At 39.1% G+C, this 13,620-nt stretch carries 14 protein-coding genes; 1 reads left to right on the top strand and 13 read right to left on the bottom strand.

Features of this window, described 5'->3' with window-relative positions; translation table 11 throughout:
• Window positions 1-82: 82 nt before the first annotated feature.
• From ABD676_RS14305 to ABD676_RS14245, 13 genes are all read right to left on the bottom strand, one after another.
• On the bottom strand, window positions 83-2,056 hold the full coding sequence (locus tag ABD676_RS14305; protein WP_344675403.1) for a TonB-dependent receptor: 1,974 nt from the start codon (window positions 2,054-2,056) through the stop codon (window positions 83-85).
• Between the two features lie 97 nt (window positions 2,057-2,153).
• Window positions 2,154-2,939 (bottom strand): hypothetical protein, encoded by a 786-nt coding sequence (locus ABD676_RS14300; RefSeq protein WP_344675402.1) that lies wholly within the window; start codon window positions 2,937-2,939, stop codon window positions 2,154-2,156.
• A gap of 27 nt (window positions 2,940-2,966) precedes the next feature.
• On the bottom strand, window positions 2,967-3,296 hold the full coding sequence (locus tag ABD676_RS14295) for a metal-sulfur cluster assembly factor (protein WP_344675401.1): 330 nt from the start codon (window positions 3,294-3,296) through the stop codon (window positions 2,967-2,969).
• Window positions 3,286-4,557 (bottom strand): hypothetical protein, encoded by a 1,272-nt coding sequence (locus tag ABD676_RS14290; RefSeq protein WP_344675400.1) that lies wholly within the window; start codon window positions 4,555-4,557, stop codon window positions 3,286-3,288. The genes ABD676_RS14295 and ABD676_RS14290 overlap by 11 nt, the downstream gene beginning before the upstream one ends.
• A 7-nt stretch (window positions 4,558-4,564) precedes the next feature.
• A complete protein-coding gene (locus tag ABD676_RS14285; protein WP_344675399.1) occupies window positions 4,565-5,389 on the bottom strand; it encodes a DUF2249 domain-containing protein in 825 nt (274 codons plus the stop codon).
• A gap of 6 nt (window positions 5,390-5,395) precedes the next feature.
• A complete protein-coding gene (gene ric, locus ABD676_RS14280) occupies window positions 5,396-6,322 on the bottom strand; it encodes an iron-sulfur cluster repair di-iron protein (protein ID WP_344675398.1) in 927 nt (308 codons plus the stop codon).
• Window positions 6,323-6,344: 22 nt separating this feature from the next.
• Window positions 6,345-7,112: an ABC transporter permease subunit gene (locus ABD676_RS14275; protein ID WP_344675397.1), complete on the bottom strand. Its 768-nt coding sequence runs from the start codon at window positions 7,110-7,112 to the stop codon at window positions 6,345-6,347.
• Between the two features lie 8 nt (window positions 7,113-7,120).
• The gene (locus ABD676_RS14270; RefSeq protein ID WP_344675396.1) at window positions 7,121-7,840 is read right to left on the bottom strand and encodes an ABC transporter ATP-binding protein; all 720 of its coding nucleotides are present in this window, start codon (window positions 7,838-7,840) and stop codon (window positions 7,121-7,123) included.
• Window positions 7,837-9,087 (bottom strand): nitrous oxide reductase family maturation protein NosD, encoded by a 1,251-nt coding sequence (locus tag ABD676_RS14265; RefSeq protein ID WP_344675395.1) that lies wholly within the window; start codon window positions 9,085-9,087, stop codon window positions 7,837-7,839. The genes ABD676_RS14270 and ABD676_RS14265 overlap by 4 nt, the downstream gene beginning before the upstream one ends.
• 10 nt (window positions 9,088-9,097) lie before the next feature.
• A complete protein-coding gene (locus tag ABD676_RS14260) occupies window positions 9,098-9,547 on the bottom strand; it encodes a nitrous oxide reductase accessory protein NosL (protein ID WP_344675394.1) in 450 nt (149 codons plus the stop codon).
• A gap of 1 nt (window position 9,548) precedes the next feature.
• Entirely contained in the window at window positions 9,549-10,145 is a 597-nt protein-coding gene (locus ABD676_RS14255; protein WP_344675393.1) for a hypothetical protein, read from the bottom strand.
• Between the two features lie 12 nt (window positions 10,146-10,157).
• The gene (gene nosZ, locus ABD676_RS14250) at window positions 10,158-12,146 is read right to left on the bottom strand and encodes a Sec-dependent nitrous-oxide reductase (protein WP_344675392.1); all 1,989 of its coding nucleotides are present in this window, start codon (window positions 12,144-12,146) and stop codon (window positions 10,158-10,160) included.
• A gap of 39 nt (window positions 12,147-12,185) precedes the next feature.
• Window positions 12,186-12,662, bottom strand: coding sequence for a c-type cytochrome (locus tag ABD676_RS14245; RefSeq protein WP_344675391.1), 477 nt, complete (start codon window positions 12,660-12,662; stop codon window positions 12,186-12,188).
• A gap of 272 nt (window positions 12,663-12,934) precedes the next feature.
• Between ABD676_RS14245 and ABD676_RS14240 the strand changes: the two genes are divergently transcribed.
• The gene (locus ABD676_RS14240; RefSeq protein WP_344675390.1) at window positions 12,935-13,546 is read left to right on the top strand and encodes a Crp/Fnr family transcriptional regulator; all 612 of its coding nucleotides are present in this window, start codon (window positions 12,935-12,937) and stop codon (window positions 13,544-13,546) included.
• The last annotated feature ends 74 nt before the right edge of the window (window positions 13,547-13,620 follow it).

The raw sequence follows: 13,620 nt of genomic DNA, 5'->3' as shown, positions 1-13,620 counted from the left end.
AAGGAATTACATAAAGCTAACCAACAATAACCTATTTATTTATGAGGGCAAACATAAAGCGATAGAATTATAAAAAATGATCTTAAAAAGACACAGATATCTGCGCTATAAAGTTGCGACCTGGTCTGGCAATCTTCATGATATCTTGATGTCTAAAATAATAACGATCCAAGATATTTTCTACTCGAAAACTAGAAGTAATACGCTGTTGCTTCCATGCAAATTGTTTCCTGATGCCAGCATGTAAAAGTGTTGCTGATGGAGTTTTTGAATCACCATATAATGCTGGACTTACCTTATTTTGAGCTGCAAAATAGGACAAGTCAAGCTGTGCATTCCAGCCTTTATAATTCAATAAGAGGCTGTTATTATTGGTTAATGGGGCAATTAGCGGCAAGGCATTTCCATCATGATCTTTACCTTCGGTATAAGCCAATGTACTGATTAGCTCTAAATAGGATAAGGGTTTAACCCGAAATGATACCTCTCCACCATATAAAGCAGCATGGTCCAAATTCTGGTATTGCTTTACACCGCTTGCTCCAATGGTCATCAAACCATAATCTGGATTAATTAGGCCCGCGATATAATCCCGGAAAAAATAATGGAAACCATTGGCTTCAATCTGCCAAATATCCTTTTTAAAAGTCATCCCTAAGCTTGACTGTAAGGCTTTCTCTGTTTTCAAATCTACATTGCCTAGGTAATCGTAATTATCCAATCGATTAAAGAGGTAGAAACCATAGTATTCCTGCAAGGAAGCACTACGATTTGCAAAGCCTACTTTAGCCATCAAATGCCAGTTTTCATTTGCTTGGAAATGTGTCGTTACAGCAACATTGCCAAGATGATTTGAGCGTGTTAAGCTTCCTTCTTTCATTCCCGACAATTGATCTTTTCCAGCCTGACTATATAAATCAGAATGTGAGAAGCTATAATTACCTAAAAGATCGATAGACCATTTATCAGAGGATAATATTCTATCCGAAACATCTAAACTTATAAATCCACGTTGAACGTCGGGCAAAGTAAACATGAACATAGGACTACCAGTTTCCGGATACATGGTCATATTTGCAGTCAGTCGATTGACATAAGCACTGACCCGTGCTTGAAGTTTATGCTTACCAATAGATTTTCCTGACTCTGAATAAAAACCTGCTGTCCAAGACACGCCAGGCATATCCATATGCATAGGCACGGTCTCCGCCGGTCTCTTCGTATCGTCCATGGCATGATCAATATGATTGAAATATACCTTGGTTTTTATTAAGTCCATTCCATCAACTGTTGGCTGATAGACATGGGTAATGGAAGCAATATTTGCATTGGCAAATGACACATCCATCGTTAGGGCTGGATAGCCAATATCCTGACCATAATCAGCTAAGTATTGTGCTTGAATCTCATTCTTGGAATTGATTTTATATTTAAAAGCCGCAGAGGCATTCCATTTTTGAAATTGGGAGTTAGCAATTTCAGCTTGTTTTGCTGCACGATAGTTTTGAGCTTTTCGGAAAATACCATTTACCAAAAGGCCATATCGTGCTGTGCTGTATTGCAGGGAAGCGAGGGTTTGAAATGCTTGGGAATTTGTTTCATAACCAGTTCCCAAAAGACCATTTAATTGGGCTGATTCTGTCAATTTTGGATTGGCAAGCTTAAAGTCAATACCTCCCCCGATAGCAGAACCATAATTACTAAATCCAGGACCCAGATTCACATTGATCTGTTGTAAATTACTGGGTTCAATATAAGAGCTTACCGGATCCATTCTATCCGTACAAGCGCCAAAGATTGCCATTCCATCTATACTCAAATTTATCTGCGCGGCATTTAAACTGCGTATGGTTGGTTCCCATGCATAATTCCCTCGACGAATCATTTGCACTCCAGCAATGCGATCTAATACTTGATCAATATTCGCTTGTTTGGAAGCTCGTTGTTCTTGTTCCAATCGCTTGTTTATTCCGACTTGGCTAGTAACTAGAACCTCTTCAATCTGAATGTTTTTCATTGTATCGTTATGCTTATGCTCTTGTGCAACTGCATGCATGCTACACAATGCTGCTACACAAAGGAATATAGATGGAATAGCTCTCATAGCACTAAATTATTTCTGTTAATTAAATCATGTATTAATTGGGATAAACTTAGAACAACACATCTAAGTACACCTCTTCGGCCAGTAATTCACCTCCTTTATGGATCGTGAAGAACAGACGCCAATCACCAGTCATGCTGTAGTTTACTTTGCCTTTATAAAGGCCTTTTCCTGCGTCTACAGGATTTTGATTGTTACTTGACCCATGATTCATGGAGGTCATTTCTGGATGAAATGCCAAAGTCAAACCTTCCATAGCTGGAAAATCAAACATACTGGAGCGTTTGAAAATCATGACATGTAAATCATTCAATCCAATTTTAGGTTTTGATGGTTCAACCAATGCCAATACATATCGTGATCCATCTTTCGCTGTAATAGTCTTTACCGGTACATTTCCTGCTGTTGCTGGTTTAATAATAACCGGAACCGCGATGGTTTTATCGTCCGCTTTCACCTCCAAAGTCCACGAACCGGATTCTCCTGAAGGCATGGTAAATATGGCGTAGGTCGCATAGGCATCATATTGATTGGAGTAAGCTAAAGTACCATATGGAGAAGCATGCTTCATGGTGCCCATGTCCATAAGCGTGGTGAAACTGAGCTTATCATTACGCACGGTTTTACCGTCTTTAGTCAATTGAAAATATAATGGATGGTATCCTACCGAGAGCTCATTATCCGAATATATACTTAACAGTTCGCCGGTAGCAAGAGTCGTTTCACCTACTTTTACTTTTCCTTGTAATGGTAATTCTAAGGCTTCTTCTTTATCGCAGGAGCCCATAAATAGAGCAGTGATGCTCAGACAGATGACATAAACTAATTTTTTCATAGCATTGTTCTTAAAGTCAAATTATTCTTATTTAATATTCAATTGTTCCTTGCCCTCATCACTCATCCGATCAATAGACCAAGCTGGCTGCCAAACCAAGTCGATGATAATTTCTCGATCGGGAAAGACTTTTTGAAGGCATTTCTCTACCCCTGAAAGGATAGAATCTCCCATGGGACAATAGGGGGATGATAAAGTCATTTCGACCTTTATTTCGTTGGCTGAGGAAAAATCTAAATCGTACAATAAACCCATATCGACGATATTTATCCCCAATTCGGGGTCCATAACCATCATTAGCGCTTGCTGTGCTTTTAATTGTTCCCCAGCATATGCAGATGTCAAATCAATTTTCATGTTGAACCTTTCTTTTGTGCAAAAGCACCTTAAACACATTGATGAGGTAGCTAGCTGCAAGGATGATCCATAGGTAAGTGCAGGCATTAATAGCCCATCTCAATTTTAATCCTACGGACAAGGCGGTAGCCAACAAACTCAAGAGAAAAACATAGTACTGGACGTTCAATAGCCCTTGGCTATATAAATCCTTTGGCATAGGCAAATTGGCCATACCGTTCATTCCTTTGTAGCGTAGATTCCAAATAATAAAGGGTAAGGTTTTGAAAGTCATACCCAGGATTATACTGGTTATCCAACCTAGGAAAATCCAAATTGCATATAAGGTAATCCACTGTCCTGAGCTGTTCTTAAGCACCAGAGGCAGTGTCCCAAAAGCCATTAAAAGACAGAGTATGGAAATAAATGCATGCCTCATAGGGATGTCAATCTTCTTTCTTGCCCGATGCTTAAAGCAGTCCAGAATATACAATACCCAGCAGATAAATCCTATAAATACAATTCCCCCAAAAAGCAGCGAGTACAAATCAACCTGATCTTTATAGCCCTTCCAGAGGAATAGCAACAGGCCTAAATTTATGAGGATAACAGAGGCGAATAGGTAATTGCGTTTATTGGATTTCCCCAATAAAAACATAGGGAGCATCTTAGCGGCAGCACCAAACACCAATTGCAAGAACCAACCCGCAATGCCTGCATGTGCATGTAGCTTCAGAATGTCCAAATGGCTCTTTTCAATAAAAGGATGCGCCAAATTAATGGCTAACAATAAACCAATACTGCATGTAAAACAAAACCAAAAAGCGGATAACATAAAAAACAGATGCAGTTCAAATGCTTGTTCCGAATCTCTTAATGTCCTCCAGAGAATGATGAAATACAAATAGGAACTTATACATACAAAGCTTCCACCTAAGATCATCATCCACCCGATTTGGAAAGACCAAAAGCTGTGTATCAAAAAGCAGGTACCTATGGTCAAGCAAATATAGCTGGCAAATGCTAAGCTTGGGGTTTTCAGTTCTCTTTCAAAGATCACCGGTATCAATTGGTAGGCGGCACCAAGGATGATCATGGTTCCCCATCCCAGTACCAGGGTATGTACGATCGCTAATACTCTCGGTTGAAAATAATGCCCCAGAATTTGGCTTCCAGTCTGTTGAAATAATAAGCTGAATGCAAAAAAGAATATGGCCGCTGTTATAAAAAATGGAATAACTGCATATCCTTCTGGGGCCTTATTTATGGAAATATTAGCCATTTTTTAATTATTCTTTAGGAAATATCAATAAGCGGACATCACCCTCAACAGGTTCACAAATGAAGATTTGAAAGGATGACTCCTCCAATTCTTCTAAAAGATGTAAAGGAACTTTTCTATGTAAGACATATAGATATTCGTTCTTATTTAAGTCTGTTAAGAAATGTAAGATTAATTCCATCGGTTGAGGCATAGGTAAATGACACACATCAACCTCAATTTTTTTAAAGTCATTTAGAGCCTTGGCCTTTTCCTCAAATTCTTCAATGGTCAGGAAAGTGATATTTTGAGGTTTAGATTTTTCTTTTTTATCCTCTTTAGCCTTGTAGAAATAACTGTGGTATTCATTATTGCTAACACTTTCGGTATGGCACAATGCCCCTCTTTCTTCTAATCTTTTGATTAAGGGAATAGGAATAAAGGAATTAATGATATACAACACACCATGAAGCGGCAATGCCTTATAGGCTTGAAATATATCCTTCAAAGGATCTTTATCGGCATCAAGCAGTGGCCTAACATCCAAAGCTTGTAAGGAATTTGTTTTTTTCAACCAGTCTGGTCTACCAGATTCCTCTTGTACCTCCACAGGAGAAGATTGACTAGTATCCTCCCAAATGAAACCAAGAGGCTCCAACACACGTCGAAATTCCATAATTGAAACACCAGCAATTTTCGATGCTTCACCGATATTGACCCGAGGCGTCAATACCTTACGCAATAACGGGATTTTTATTTTACGCAATGGCTTAGCGATCGAGGCAATGGCATCAATAGCCAATTCATTGGCCTTGATCAATTCGGAAATCTTCGTATGTTGGTTAATCCTCATGGCTACTTAACTAATCTGTACTCGGTAAGCTTTTATCATCTTTGGAAACAAGATGTTATTCTCTAAATGTATATGTTGAAACAAATCGGCCTCAAAGGCTTTGATCTGCTCGAATAATGAACTGTGTGAATTGCAAGCATTGGCAGGCAAATGATAATCCTTACTTATCTTTCGCAACTTCCTCAACTCATCTCCTGCATGTTCATGCTCCAGTCGCAAGAAATCAATTAATTGATTCGCCTGATTGCTCGACAGTTCATGGAGATTCTTAGTTGCTGGAAACAGCTGTTTTTCCTCCTTTTCCAGGTGGCAATACAGTTCCGAAAGAAACTCTTCCAATTCATCAGAAAGACGAACTAAGGAAGGATGTTCACCTGCATGTAGCATAGCAACTTTTTTTGCCAACTCTTGAATAATTGGTCCTTTCTCACGTACGTATTTATGATGGACTTGTTTAATATAGTCGCTCAAAAAATCGATATCCCAATCTTGGTAATCCAATTTGGTACTTGGAATTTCCTGCAGAACAGATTCATTCAGCTGAACACGTAAATCTTCTTCTGATAGTCCTACGGACTCAGCGGCATCTTTAATAGATTGTTGGCCACCGCAACAGAAATCTATTCCCAGTTGCTTGAGTCGTTCAGCTTTTCGAATATCTTTTGCGGCAATTATCCCAATATTTTCAGACTCTCCCTCAGCTACTGGTTTGGCAAGTCTTACTTGCCATAACTCCGGCCCTGATTCCAAATAGTCCCAAGTAAAGCCATTACCTCTTTCCCCTAATAATTGATAATATAGAGGCTTAGGATCATGGTCATTTTTGATGATAAAAGATTCACCAGAGTCCAAAGCATCGAAGTGCTCGAAAATGGTTGGGTGTTTTAAACGAGGTTCTATGTTATAGACCTCTAATATGGCTGATTTTATCATGATAATTCGTTTAGTTTATCTTTTACAAATCTTTCTTCTTGAAATATCGAACGGAAAGGAATAGCGGAATAACGGCCCATAAGACCATCACCAATAAGGTAATCCCCATGCCCAGTCCAGTTCCAAAAAAATCTCGAAATATGGCTCCTGTATAGCCCATCATAGCCGATAGATCCAATTGCAATAAGATTAAGATCCTACTGATATCTATGGGATTAAACATGGATAAGGCAACCATCATATTTTCGATTGGGTAATCGGAAAATTGAAACAATAGGAACAAGACTAATGCATCGAATAATAGTCCAAAGTACAACCAGAGTAAAATGGCAAGTCCGATACCTTTGGACTTATCGCGTATCAAAACTGATGTCCACATCGCGATGGCGACAAAAATCACGGACAACAGTAAACCACATCCTAACAAGGTTAAACCTGATCCACTAAAGGCATACAGAAAAATGGGAATTCCTACCCCTACGAAAAAAGAAAGACTGATAGCACCAGCTAATCCTATAAAGATGCTCAACCAAATATTCTCCCTTTTCAAGGGTTGACTTACTAATAAGTTTATAAACTCAGCACTGTTATACAGATAGATACTCGAAAAAACAATGCTGACTAGAGGAACAACAAATAAGACAATGTTTAATAAACTGACCAAACCCTTTTCGTAATTATTCTCCATACTGAATACACTGATTGATAAAACAAAAAGTAGTACGGTATAGAATAAGATAGTTTTATTCCTCAATAGGTCAGCAAAAACATATCGTATGATTTTATTCATGAATTCGCTTATTTTAAGGTAATCGATTCAGACATGACATGTGCTATCGCTTTTGACAGCTTGTCTGTGCCTGTATCGGTTTTCAATTGCTGCAAGCTCTTATGAAATAATAAATTACCGTCTTGCAAATAAATAATCTGAGATACCAAATCATCCAAATCTGAAAGTACATGGGAGCTGATGATAATCAATTTATTTTGTCCCAATTCTTTCTTGATTTTCTCTTTCAATATCTCTGTGGACAAGGGATCTAGACCTGCGGTTGGCTCATCCAATATCAATGCTTTGGGATTGAACATAAAAGCTAAACATGCACTCACTTTCTGGCGGGTTCCGCCAGATAAGGTGCCCATTCTTTTCCCCAGTAAGCTTGGAAGATCAAAGTCCCGGTATAAATCCATATCCAACTTTGGTTCAGGGATTTTACGAATATCCTTCATCATATCCAGCACCTGCCCGATCGTCATATTCTCTGGGTATTGACCAATCTGCGGCATGTAACCAATATCATTTCTATAAGTCCATTTATGCTGAATATTCTGTCCATTAAAATGGATTGTTCCTGTTGTAGGAACGACCATTCCTAGGATAGATTTAATTAACGTTGTCTTCCCACTACCATTAGGACCTATCAATGCGACACACTGACCACCTTCTAAATTGAGGTTAATGTCCTTCAATACTTTAAACTTGCCAAAGTCCTTGGTTATATGTTGGATCTGTATCATACTTGTATCGATTTCATTCTTGGTTTTTCATCCTTTAACCCTTCGGGGGTTAAGCTGGGTAATAGCTTCTCGGTACGGTCAAATAAAGTGACCATAAAACTCCGGAACAATAACATCACAGAGGGATATCGTTCAACCATCATAGAAAACAAACTTACCGGGCGGAATGCGATATCGCCAATACCATCCTTGTTCAGGTCATAGCCTTCGTATTTATCCCAATAGTTATTTTCGAAGTTGTTCAGTGCCAGGGTACCATTGGTTGCTACGTCAAAGGTGTTTTGTAGAAAATTATTGTTCTTAAACACATTATCCATGCAACTAGATTGTACTTTAATGGCCCATCCATTACCTTTGAAATTATTGTTTTCCAGATGAATCCTGTTTGATCCTTCCATGAAAATCCCCGTTGTATTACGGTCGAATTGATTATTGATTATTTGGCTATCCGATATATCTTTTAGGAGCAGACCATAGGCTGCATCACCCCAATTTTCTTCAAATTTATTGTTCTCCATGTGCACATGCTTGGTGTACATGACTGCTACACCAGCACCATTTGCACGAAAGGTATTTCCTACATAACTGTTGTCATGGGAAAACATGAAATGCAATCCATATCGCAGGTTCTGTTTAGACAAGTTGTTAATCACATGTGTATTGGTAACAAACTCCAAGTAAATTCCATCACGGTGACCGATGATTTCATTGTCTTTGATGTCTAAACTATCTGATTTCCATCCATGAATACCATTTCCGATTAACTGCTCAGCAGTTCCATAGGCTTGGATTTTATTTCCACGGATTTCTAGATGTTTGCAATTCTGTGAGTAGATTCCAAAAAAGTTATCTTCCAATACATTATCCAGCACTTTGATTTGATGGGTATTGTAAATTTTAATACCTGCGATATCATTGATGGAAGAATGTCCAGATCCTTTAATGGTGAATCCCTGAACAGTTACACCGGAAGATTTGATTGATAAAGGTTCAAATTTTTTCTCCCCATCTAAGGTAGGTTTACCTATTCCGATTAGGGAGATGGATTTATCAATTTGGATATTGCCCTCTTTATAGAGTCCAGCATCTACCCATACGGTATCTCCTGGTTTTGCCAGTTCAATTCCTTTCTTGATGGATTTTATGGTTTGCTTATTCCCTACTTTAATGCTGGAGGCATGTAGTATGCCCCCAGTCATTAGTAAACAAAATAAGGCACTCCATATTTTTATGGCTGAACGTTTCATGCTCCTCCATTTATTTCCACAGGTCATCCCAAGTCAAGGTGGTACCACCTACTGTTTCCTTGGTTTTTTCAAGATCTGCTGCATTGCTAAAAGCAGCAATATTTCCACGCATTGGGCTTTTTAGCTCCTCACTTTTCAGGTAGAACATCTTCTCTGCGGGCATTAATTTTTGACTTGAGTAGTCTGGTAAATAGAAAGCCGATACTTCGTCTTTTTTCACCTTGCTTTCTTTCACGAAAGCAATCATGCATTGTACATCATCAAAATTGTACACACGACCTTTTTTAGTTTGTAGCTGTGTGCCAAACCGAGCATCACTAACTGTCATTTTACAATAGGCGCATTGATCAGTCCCGTATTTGATCGGTTTAGGCCCATTATTACTTTGACATGCTTGTAATCCGAGTGTAAGCAGCAATAAACTGCTTAAACAAATCCAGAATAGTTTAAAGTTTTTCATGTTACGCGAGTTTAGTTGTTTTGGTTTTACGCCATTCCTGTATGGCAGCGAAAGCTAGGATCAGCCCACAGGCAATAAATATCCAGCCCCCGATATCCGGAATGGAATAGGCTCCAAAATTGAGTAATTGTTTATATCCTATCAGTGGTGGCTGATATGACATTCCAGGCACTTTGATTGGTGCATCTGGACTTAGGTTGTGACCATAATTGTATTCCCAAATGTAGAAATCAACCATAGCTACAATACCGAAGATTAAAAAGGCAACAAACAGGATATACACCCATTTACGTTTATTGGCAATGCCGACTGCAAGAAAGGCCAAGGCAAAAAACCCAATGATATACGGAAGAACAGTAAATTCTACAAAATCTTCCACATGTAAGGTCTTCATGCCGATATAGTGGTTCAACCCGTTAATTATCTCCACTTGTCCGGCTAGCTTATAGCTATAAATCTGCAGTTCCAACCCTTCAGGGTATTGAGCTGCGTCCAGCTCAATACGCCATATAGGAAGGAAGATGACGGCTACCAACGCCAAGCTGCATAGCACCATTAAAATGCGATGTAAGCCCGACATATTGTTTGTAGTTTTCATCTTTGTGTAGTTTTAGTTAGCACCTTCGGCTGGTAAGTTAGTGCCCAAACTGTAAGTCAATGGCACATTACTACCTTTCTTCGAAATTCGAATATATCCCTGCATTTCTTGGTGTAATGCACTACAGAAGTCAGTACAATAGAATGGGAATACTCCTATACGATCTGGTACCCATTTTAATGTCTGTGTTTCTCCAGGCATAACCAATAGCTCTCCGTTTTTCGCTCCTTTTACTGCGAATCCGTGTGGCATATCCCAATCCTGCTCGATATTCGTTACGTGGAAGAATACTTCATCACCCAGTTGAACACCCTCGATATTATCTGGAGAGAAGTGTGATCTTACCGATGTGATATAAACATGGATTTGATTACCCTTACGCTCTACACGAGCATCCTTCTCACCCTTGGTGACATATGGATTGGTATTCTCCTCGATTTTGAAGATTTTCACACTCTTATCCTTCACTTTCTCTGCGCGGATAGCTTGTGCATAGTGAGGCTCTCCAATCGTTGGGAAGTCTAATATCAACTGCATCTTATCGCCAGAGATATCAAAGATTTGAGCACTCTGTGACAACTCAGGTCCAGTTGGTAAGAAACGGTCTTTGGTGATTTTGTTATAGGCAATCACATATTTTCCATCTGGGTTTTTAGTATCTCCACCAGGAATCATTAAGTGACCTGTAGAATAGTAAGTAGGAACGCGGTCGATGATTTTTAAGTCTTTGATATTCCATTTTACTAACTCAGAGGATACGAAGAAGGAAGTAATCGCATTACCTTTACCATCAAATTCGGTGTGCAATGGTCCTAATCCTGGTTTTTCAACCTCACCATACAAGGCAGCCTCGTATTTAATGATTGGAATACCACCGAATTTACCTTCGAATTGTTTTCCTTCAATTGCTTTCTGGATCTTACTGAATGAAAATACAGGGATTAATGCAGCTAATTTTCCTGATCCTACGATGTATTCTCCTGAAGGGTCTACGTCTACTCCGTGTGGAGATTTAGGACATGGAATGTAATAACATAATCCTTCTAATTCTTCAGCATTCAAAACAAGCGTTTCGGTTTTAAATTCAGTTTTTGAAGTATGCGATTTCTCATCGTATTTGTTGTGTGCATATTTCAATCCACTAACTTTTTTACCTTTCCCGGCTTTGATATACTCTTCTGCTTTCTTCCAGTTCACTGCCAAAACAAAGTCCTTATCATTTTTCGAAGCATTCACTTCCAATAAGGTATTTGCTTGCTCAGTGTTGTAGGTAGAGAAGAAGAACCATCCATGGGATACTCCTTTACCGGCGCGACTTAAATCGTAGTTTACACCTGGAGTTTCGATTTGGAAAGCAAGCTCCATATTACCATCATTCTTATCCACACTCACGAAGCTTAAAGTTCCACGGAAGTTTTTCTTGAAGGTATTGATTGGCACATCACCACCTTCACCATCCAATGGTACGGAGAAACGAGTTCCTGCTACCACATACTCTGTATTCTCAGTAATAAATGGCGAGGAGTGGTTACCACCACTGTTTGGCAGTTCTAAGATTTCCGCTGTACGGAAAGTTGTTAAGTCAATACGTGCAAGACGAGGTGTATTATTGGCATTGGCAAAAACCCAACGGCCATCATAATTACCATCTGTTTTCGATAATTGCACGTGGTGCAAATCGTCCCAAGGCACATTTCCGTGGGAAGTTTCTAACATCGGTTTTGTTTCTTCACTAAAGCCCCAGCCCTTTTCTGGATCTAAAGAGAAGACAGGAATTACCCGAAGTAATCTTCCTGAAGGAAGCCCATAAACAGACAATTGTCCGCTAAAACCACCGGATACGAAGTTGTAGAACTCATCGTATTTGCCTGGAGCAACATACGTTTTCTCTGCAGCATTACCGCTTACAGCTTCACCGGCACCTTTCGGTTTACAGGCTTGAAAGGTTGAAAACAACGTCGCCGCTGCTAAACCTGTTAATAGATATTTTTTTAATTCCATGGTATGATAAATTTTGAGGTTAATAAACGCTCTTAAAAATTATTTTACTCCGTCATTCTGACGCATATATTCTAGGATTTTTCTAGCGTCATCATCCGATAAGTTTTGGTTTGGCATACGAACTAAACACAGTTCCAATTGTGCCTGTAACTCCGGATCTTTATCTAACATCGCATCAGGATTAGTAATGAAGTTCATAATCCACTCCGGTTTCCTGCGCTCTGAAACACCCTTCCAGCCTGGTCCTACTAATTTCTCATCAGTCATCTTGTGGCAGGAAGCACATTTTAAATCAACGATCGTTTTACCAGCTTCCGCCATCGCTACATCTAATTTATCGCCCAAGTCTACCTTGTCGAATTTTCCCTCCCCACGGTGCGGATCGTATGCATTTGGATCGCTTGCTGCAGGTGCACTTTCCTCGGCGTAGGTGCGGTCTGCTTTTTTCTCACTGTTATTTGATGAACATGCATATATGAACAAACTCATCAAACAGAATACAATTAGCTTTTTCATAGTTTCTCGGTTTTTTTTTCTCAAATGATTTACTTTGTATTTTATTTATGACAAAGTTACCCGCATGCATTACCCGAATTTTATGAGGGAAATCATATTGTCAGTCCACCGCCTTTCAAAATTCAGAATTCCACAAGTCAACGTATTGATATTCAACCATCTAATTGTTAAATTGATATTAATCACTATTTGAGGTGACCGAAGTCAGCACATACAAACCTTATCGTGGATAAATTTGTCCGAAAAGAAAGGGCTATTAATTATTACATCTTATGATACCAACCCAACTACTTTTAGAAAAAGGGGCCATCTGTAAAAAGATGCAAGCGGGGGAAATCCTCTTTCAAGAGAATAGTCCTTCCAATTTTTATTTTCAAATTGAAACTGGTCGAGTCCGAATCAGTAACTTCTTGGATGATGGAAAAGAAGTCCTTCATAAGATGGTCTGTGCAAATGAAGGCCTTGGAGAATTGGCCATTTTGGATGCCGGAGTTCACATCGCAACCGCTGTGGCGGATAGCCCTTGCACCGTTTATAAGATAAATTCCAGTTCTTTTTTAGAAATCCTTCGGGAATACCCGAGCATACATATGCTTATTACACAAGAGATTGCACATGATTTAAGGTTTAAAATATTCTTGACCAAGCTTATTTGCAATGCTTGTCCTGAGGAAATTATTACCCAATTACTCCACAGGCTAAATCAAGAGCGCAGATTAATATGTACCGATTGTAATCGACTGATGCTGACTCGTCAGCAATTAGCGAATATGACTGGCTTAAGGGTAGAGACGGTCATCCGTACCATGAAGATGATGGAAAAGTCCGATAAATTGCAAATTATACGTGGGAAGGTATTTGTCCCATCAGATGGAATAGAATAAGAAGAAGAATTTTTAGCAACATCCTCCATATGAAAGCAGAAAGGTCATTAATGAATAGTAAGCACTGGATATGT

Origin of the sequence: Sphingobacterium kyonggiense, from assembly GCF_039536825.1 — a bacterium.
GTDB lineage: Bacteria > Bacteroidota > Bacteroidia > Sphingobacteriales > Sphingobacteriaceae > Sphingobacterium > Sphingobacterium kyonggiense.
Note: the sequence above shows the minus strand (reverse complement) of the source record. Positions and strands in the feature narration are given on the sequence as shown.

Bases quoted from the DNA above. Each gene is read 5' to 3' on its own strand.
- ABD676_RS14305 (WP_344675403.1), bottom strand. From the start codon at position 2,056: ATGCATGCAGTTGCACAAGAGCATAAGCATAACGATACAATGAAAAAC.
- ABD676_RS14300 (WP_344675402.1), bottom strand. From the start codon at position 2,939: ATGAAAAAATTAGTTTATGTCATCTGTCTGAGCATCACTGCTCTATTT.
- ABD676_RS14295 (WP_344675401.1), bottom strand. From the start codon at position 3,296: ATGAAAATTGATTTGACATCTGCATATGCTGGGGAACAATTAAAAGCA.
- ABD676_RS14290 (WP_344675400.1), bottom strand. From the start codon at position 4,557: ATGGCTAATATTTCCATAAATAAGGCCCCAGAAGGATATGCAGTTATT.
- ABD676_RS14285 (WP_344675399.1), bottom strand. From the start codon at position 5,389: ATGAGGATTAACCAACATACGAAGATTTCCGAATTGATCAAGGCCAAT.
- ric (WP_344675398.1), bottom strand. From the start codon at position 6,322: ATGATAAAATCAGCCATATTAGAGGTCTATAACATAGAACCTCGTTTA.
- ABD676_RS14275 (WP_344675397.1), bottom strand. From the start codon at position 7,112: ATGAATAAAATCATACGATATGTTTTTGCTGACCTATTGAGGAATAAA.
- ABD676_RS14270 (WP_344675396.1), bottom strand. From the start codon at position 7,840: ATGATACAGATCCAACATATAACCAAGGACTTTGGCAAGTTTAAAGTA.
- ABD676_RS14265 (WP_344675395.1), bottom strand. From the start codon at position 9,087: ATGAAACGTTCAGCCATAAAAATATGGAGTGCCTTATTTTGTTTACTA.
- ABD676_RS14260 (WP_344675394.1), bottom strand. From the start codon at position 9,547: ATGAAAAACTTTAAACTATTCTGGATTTGTTTAAGCAGTTTATTGCTG.
- ABD676_RS14255 (WP_344675393.1), bottom strand. From the start codon at position 10,145: ATGAAAACTACAAACAATATGTCGGGCTTACATCGCATTTTAATGGTG.
- nosZ (WP_344675392.1), bottom strand. From the start codon at position 12,146: ATGGAATTAAAAAAATATCTATTAACAGGTTTAGCAGCGGCGACGTTG.
- ABD676_RS14245 (WP_344675391.1), bottom strand. From the start codon at position 12,662: ATGAAAAAGCTAATTGTATTCTGTTTGATGAGTTTGTTCATATATGCA.
- ABD676_RS14240 (WP_344675390.1), top strand. From the start codon at position 12,935: ATGATACCAACCCAACTACTTTTAGAAAAAGGGGCCATCTGTAAAAAG.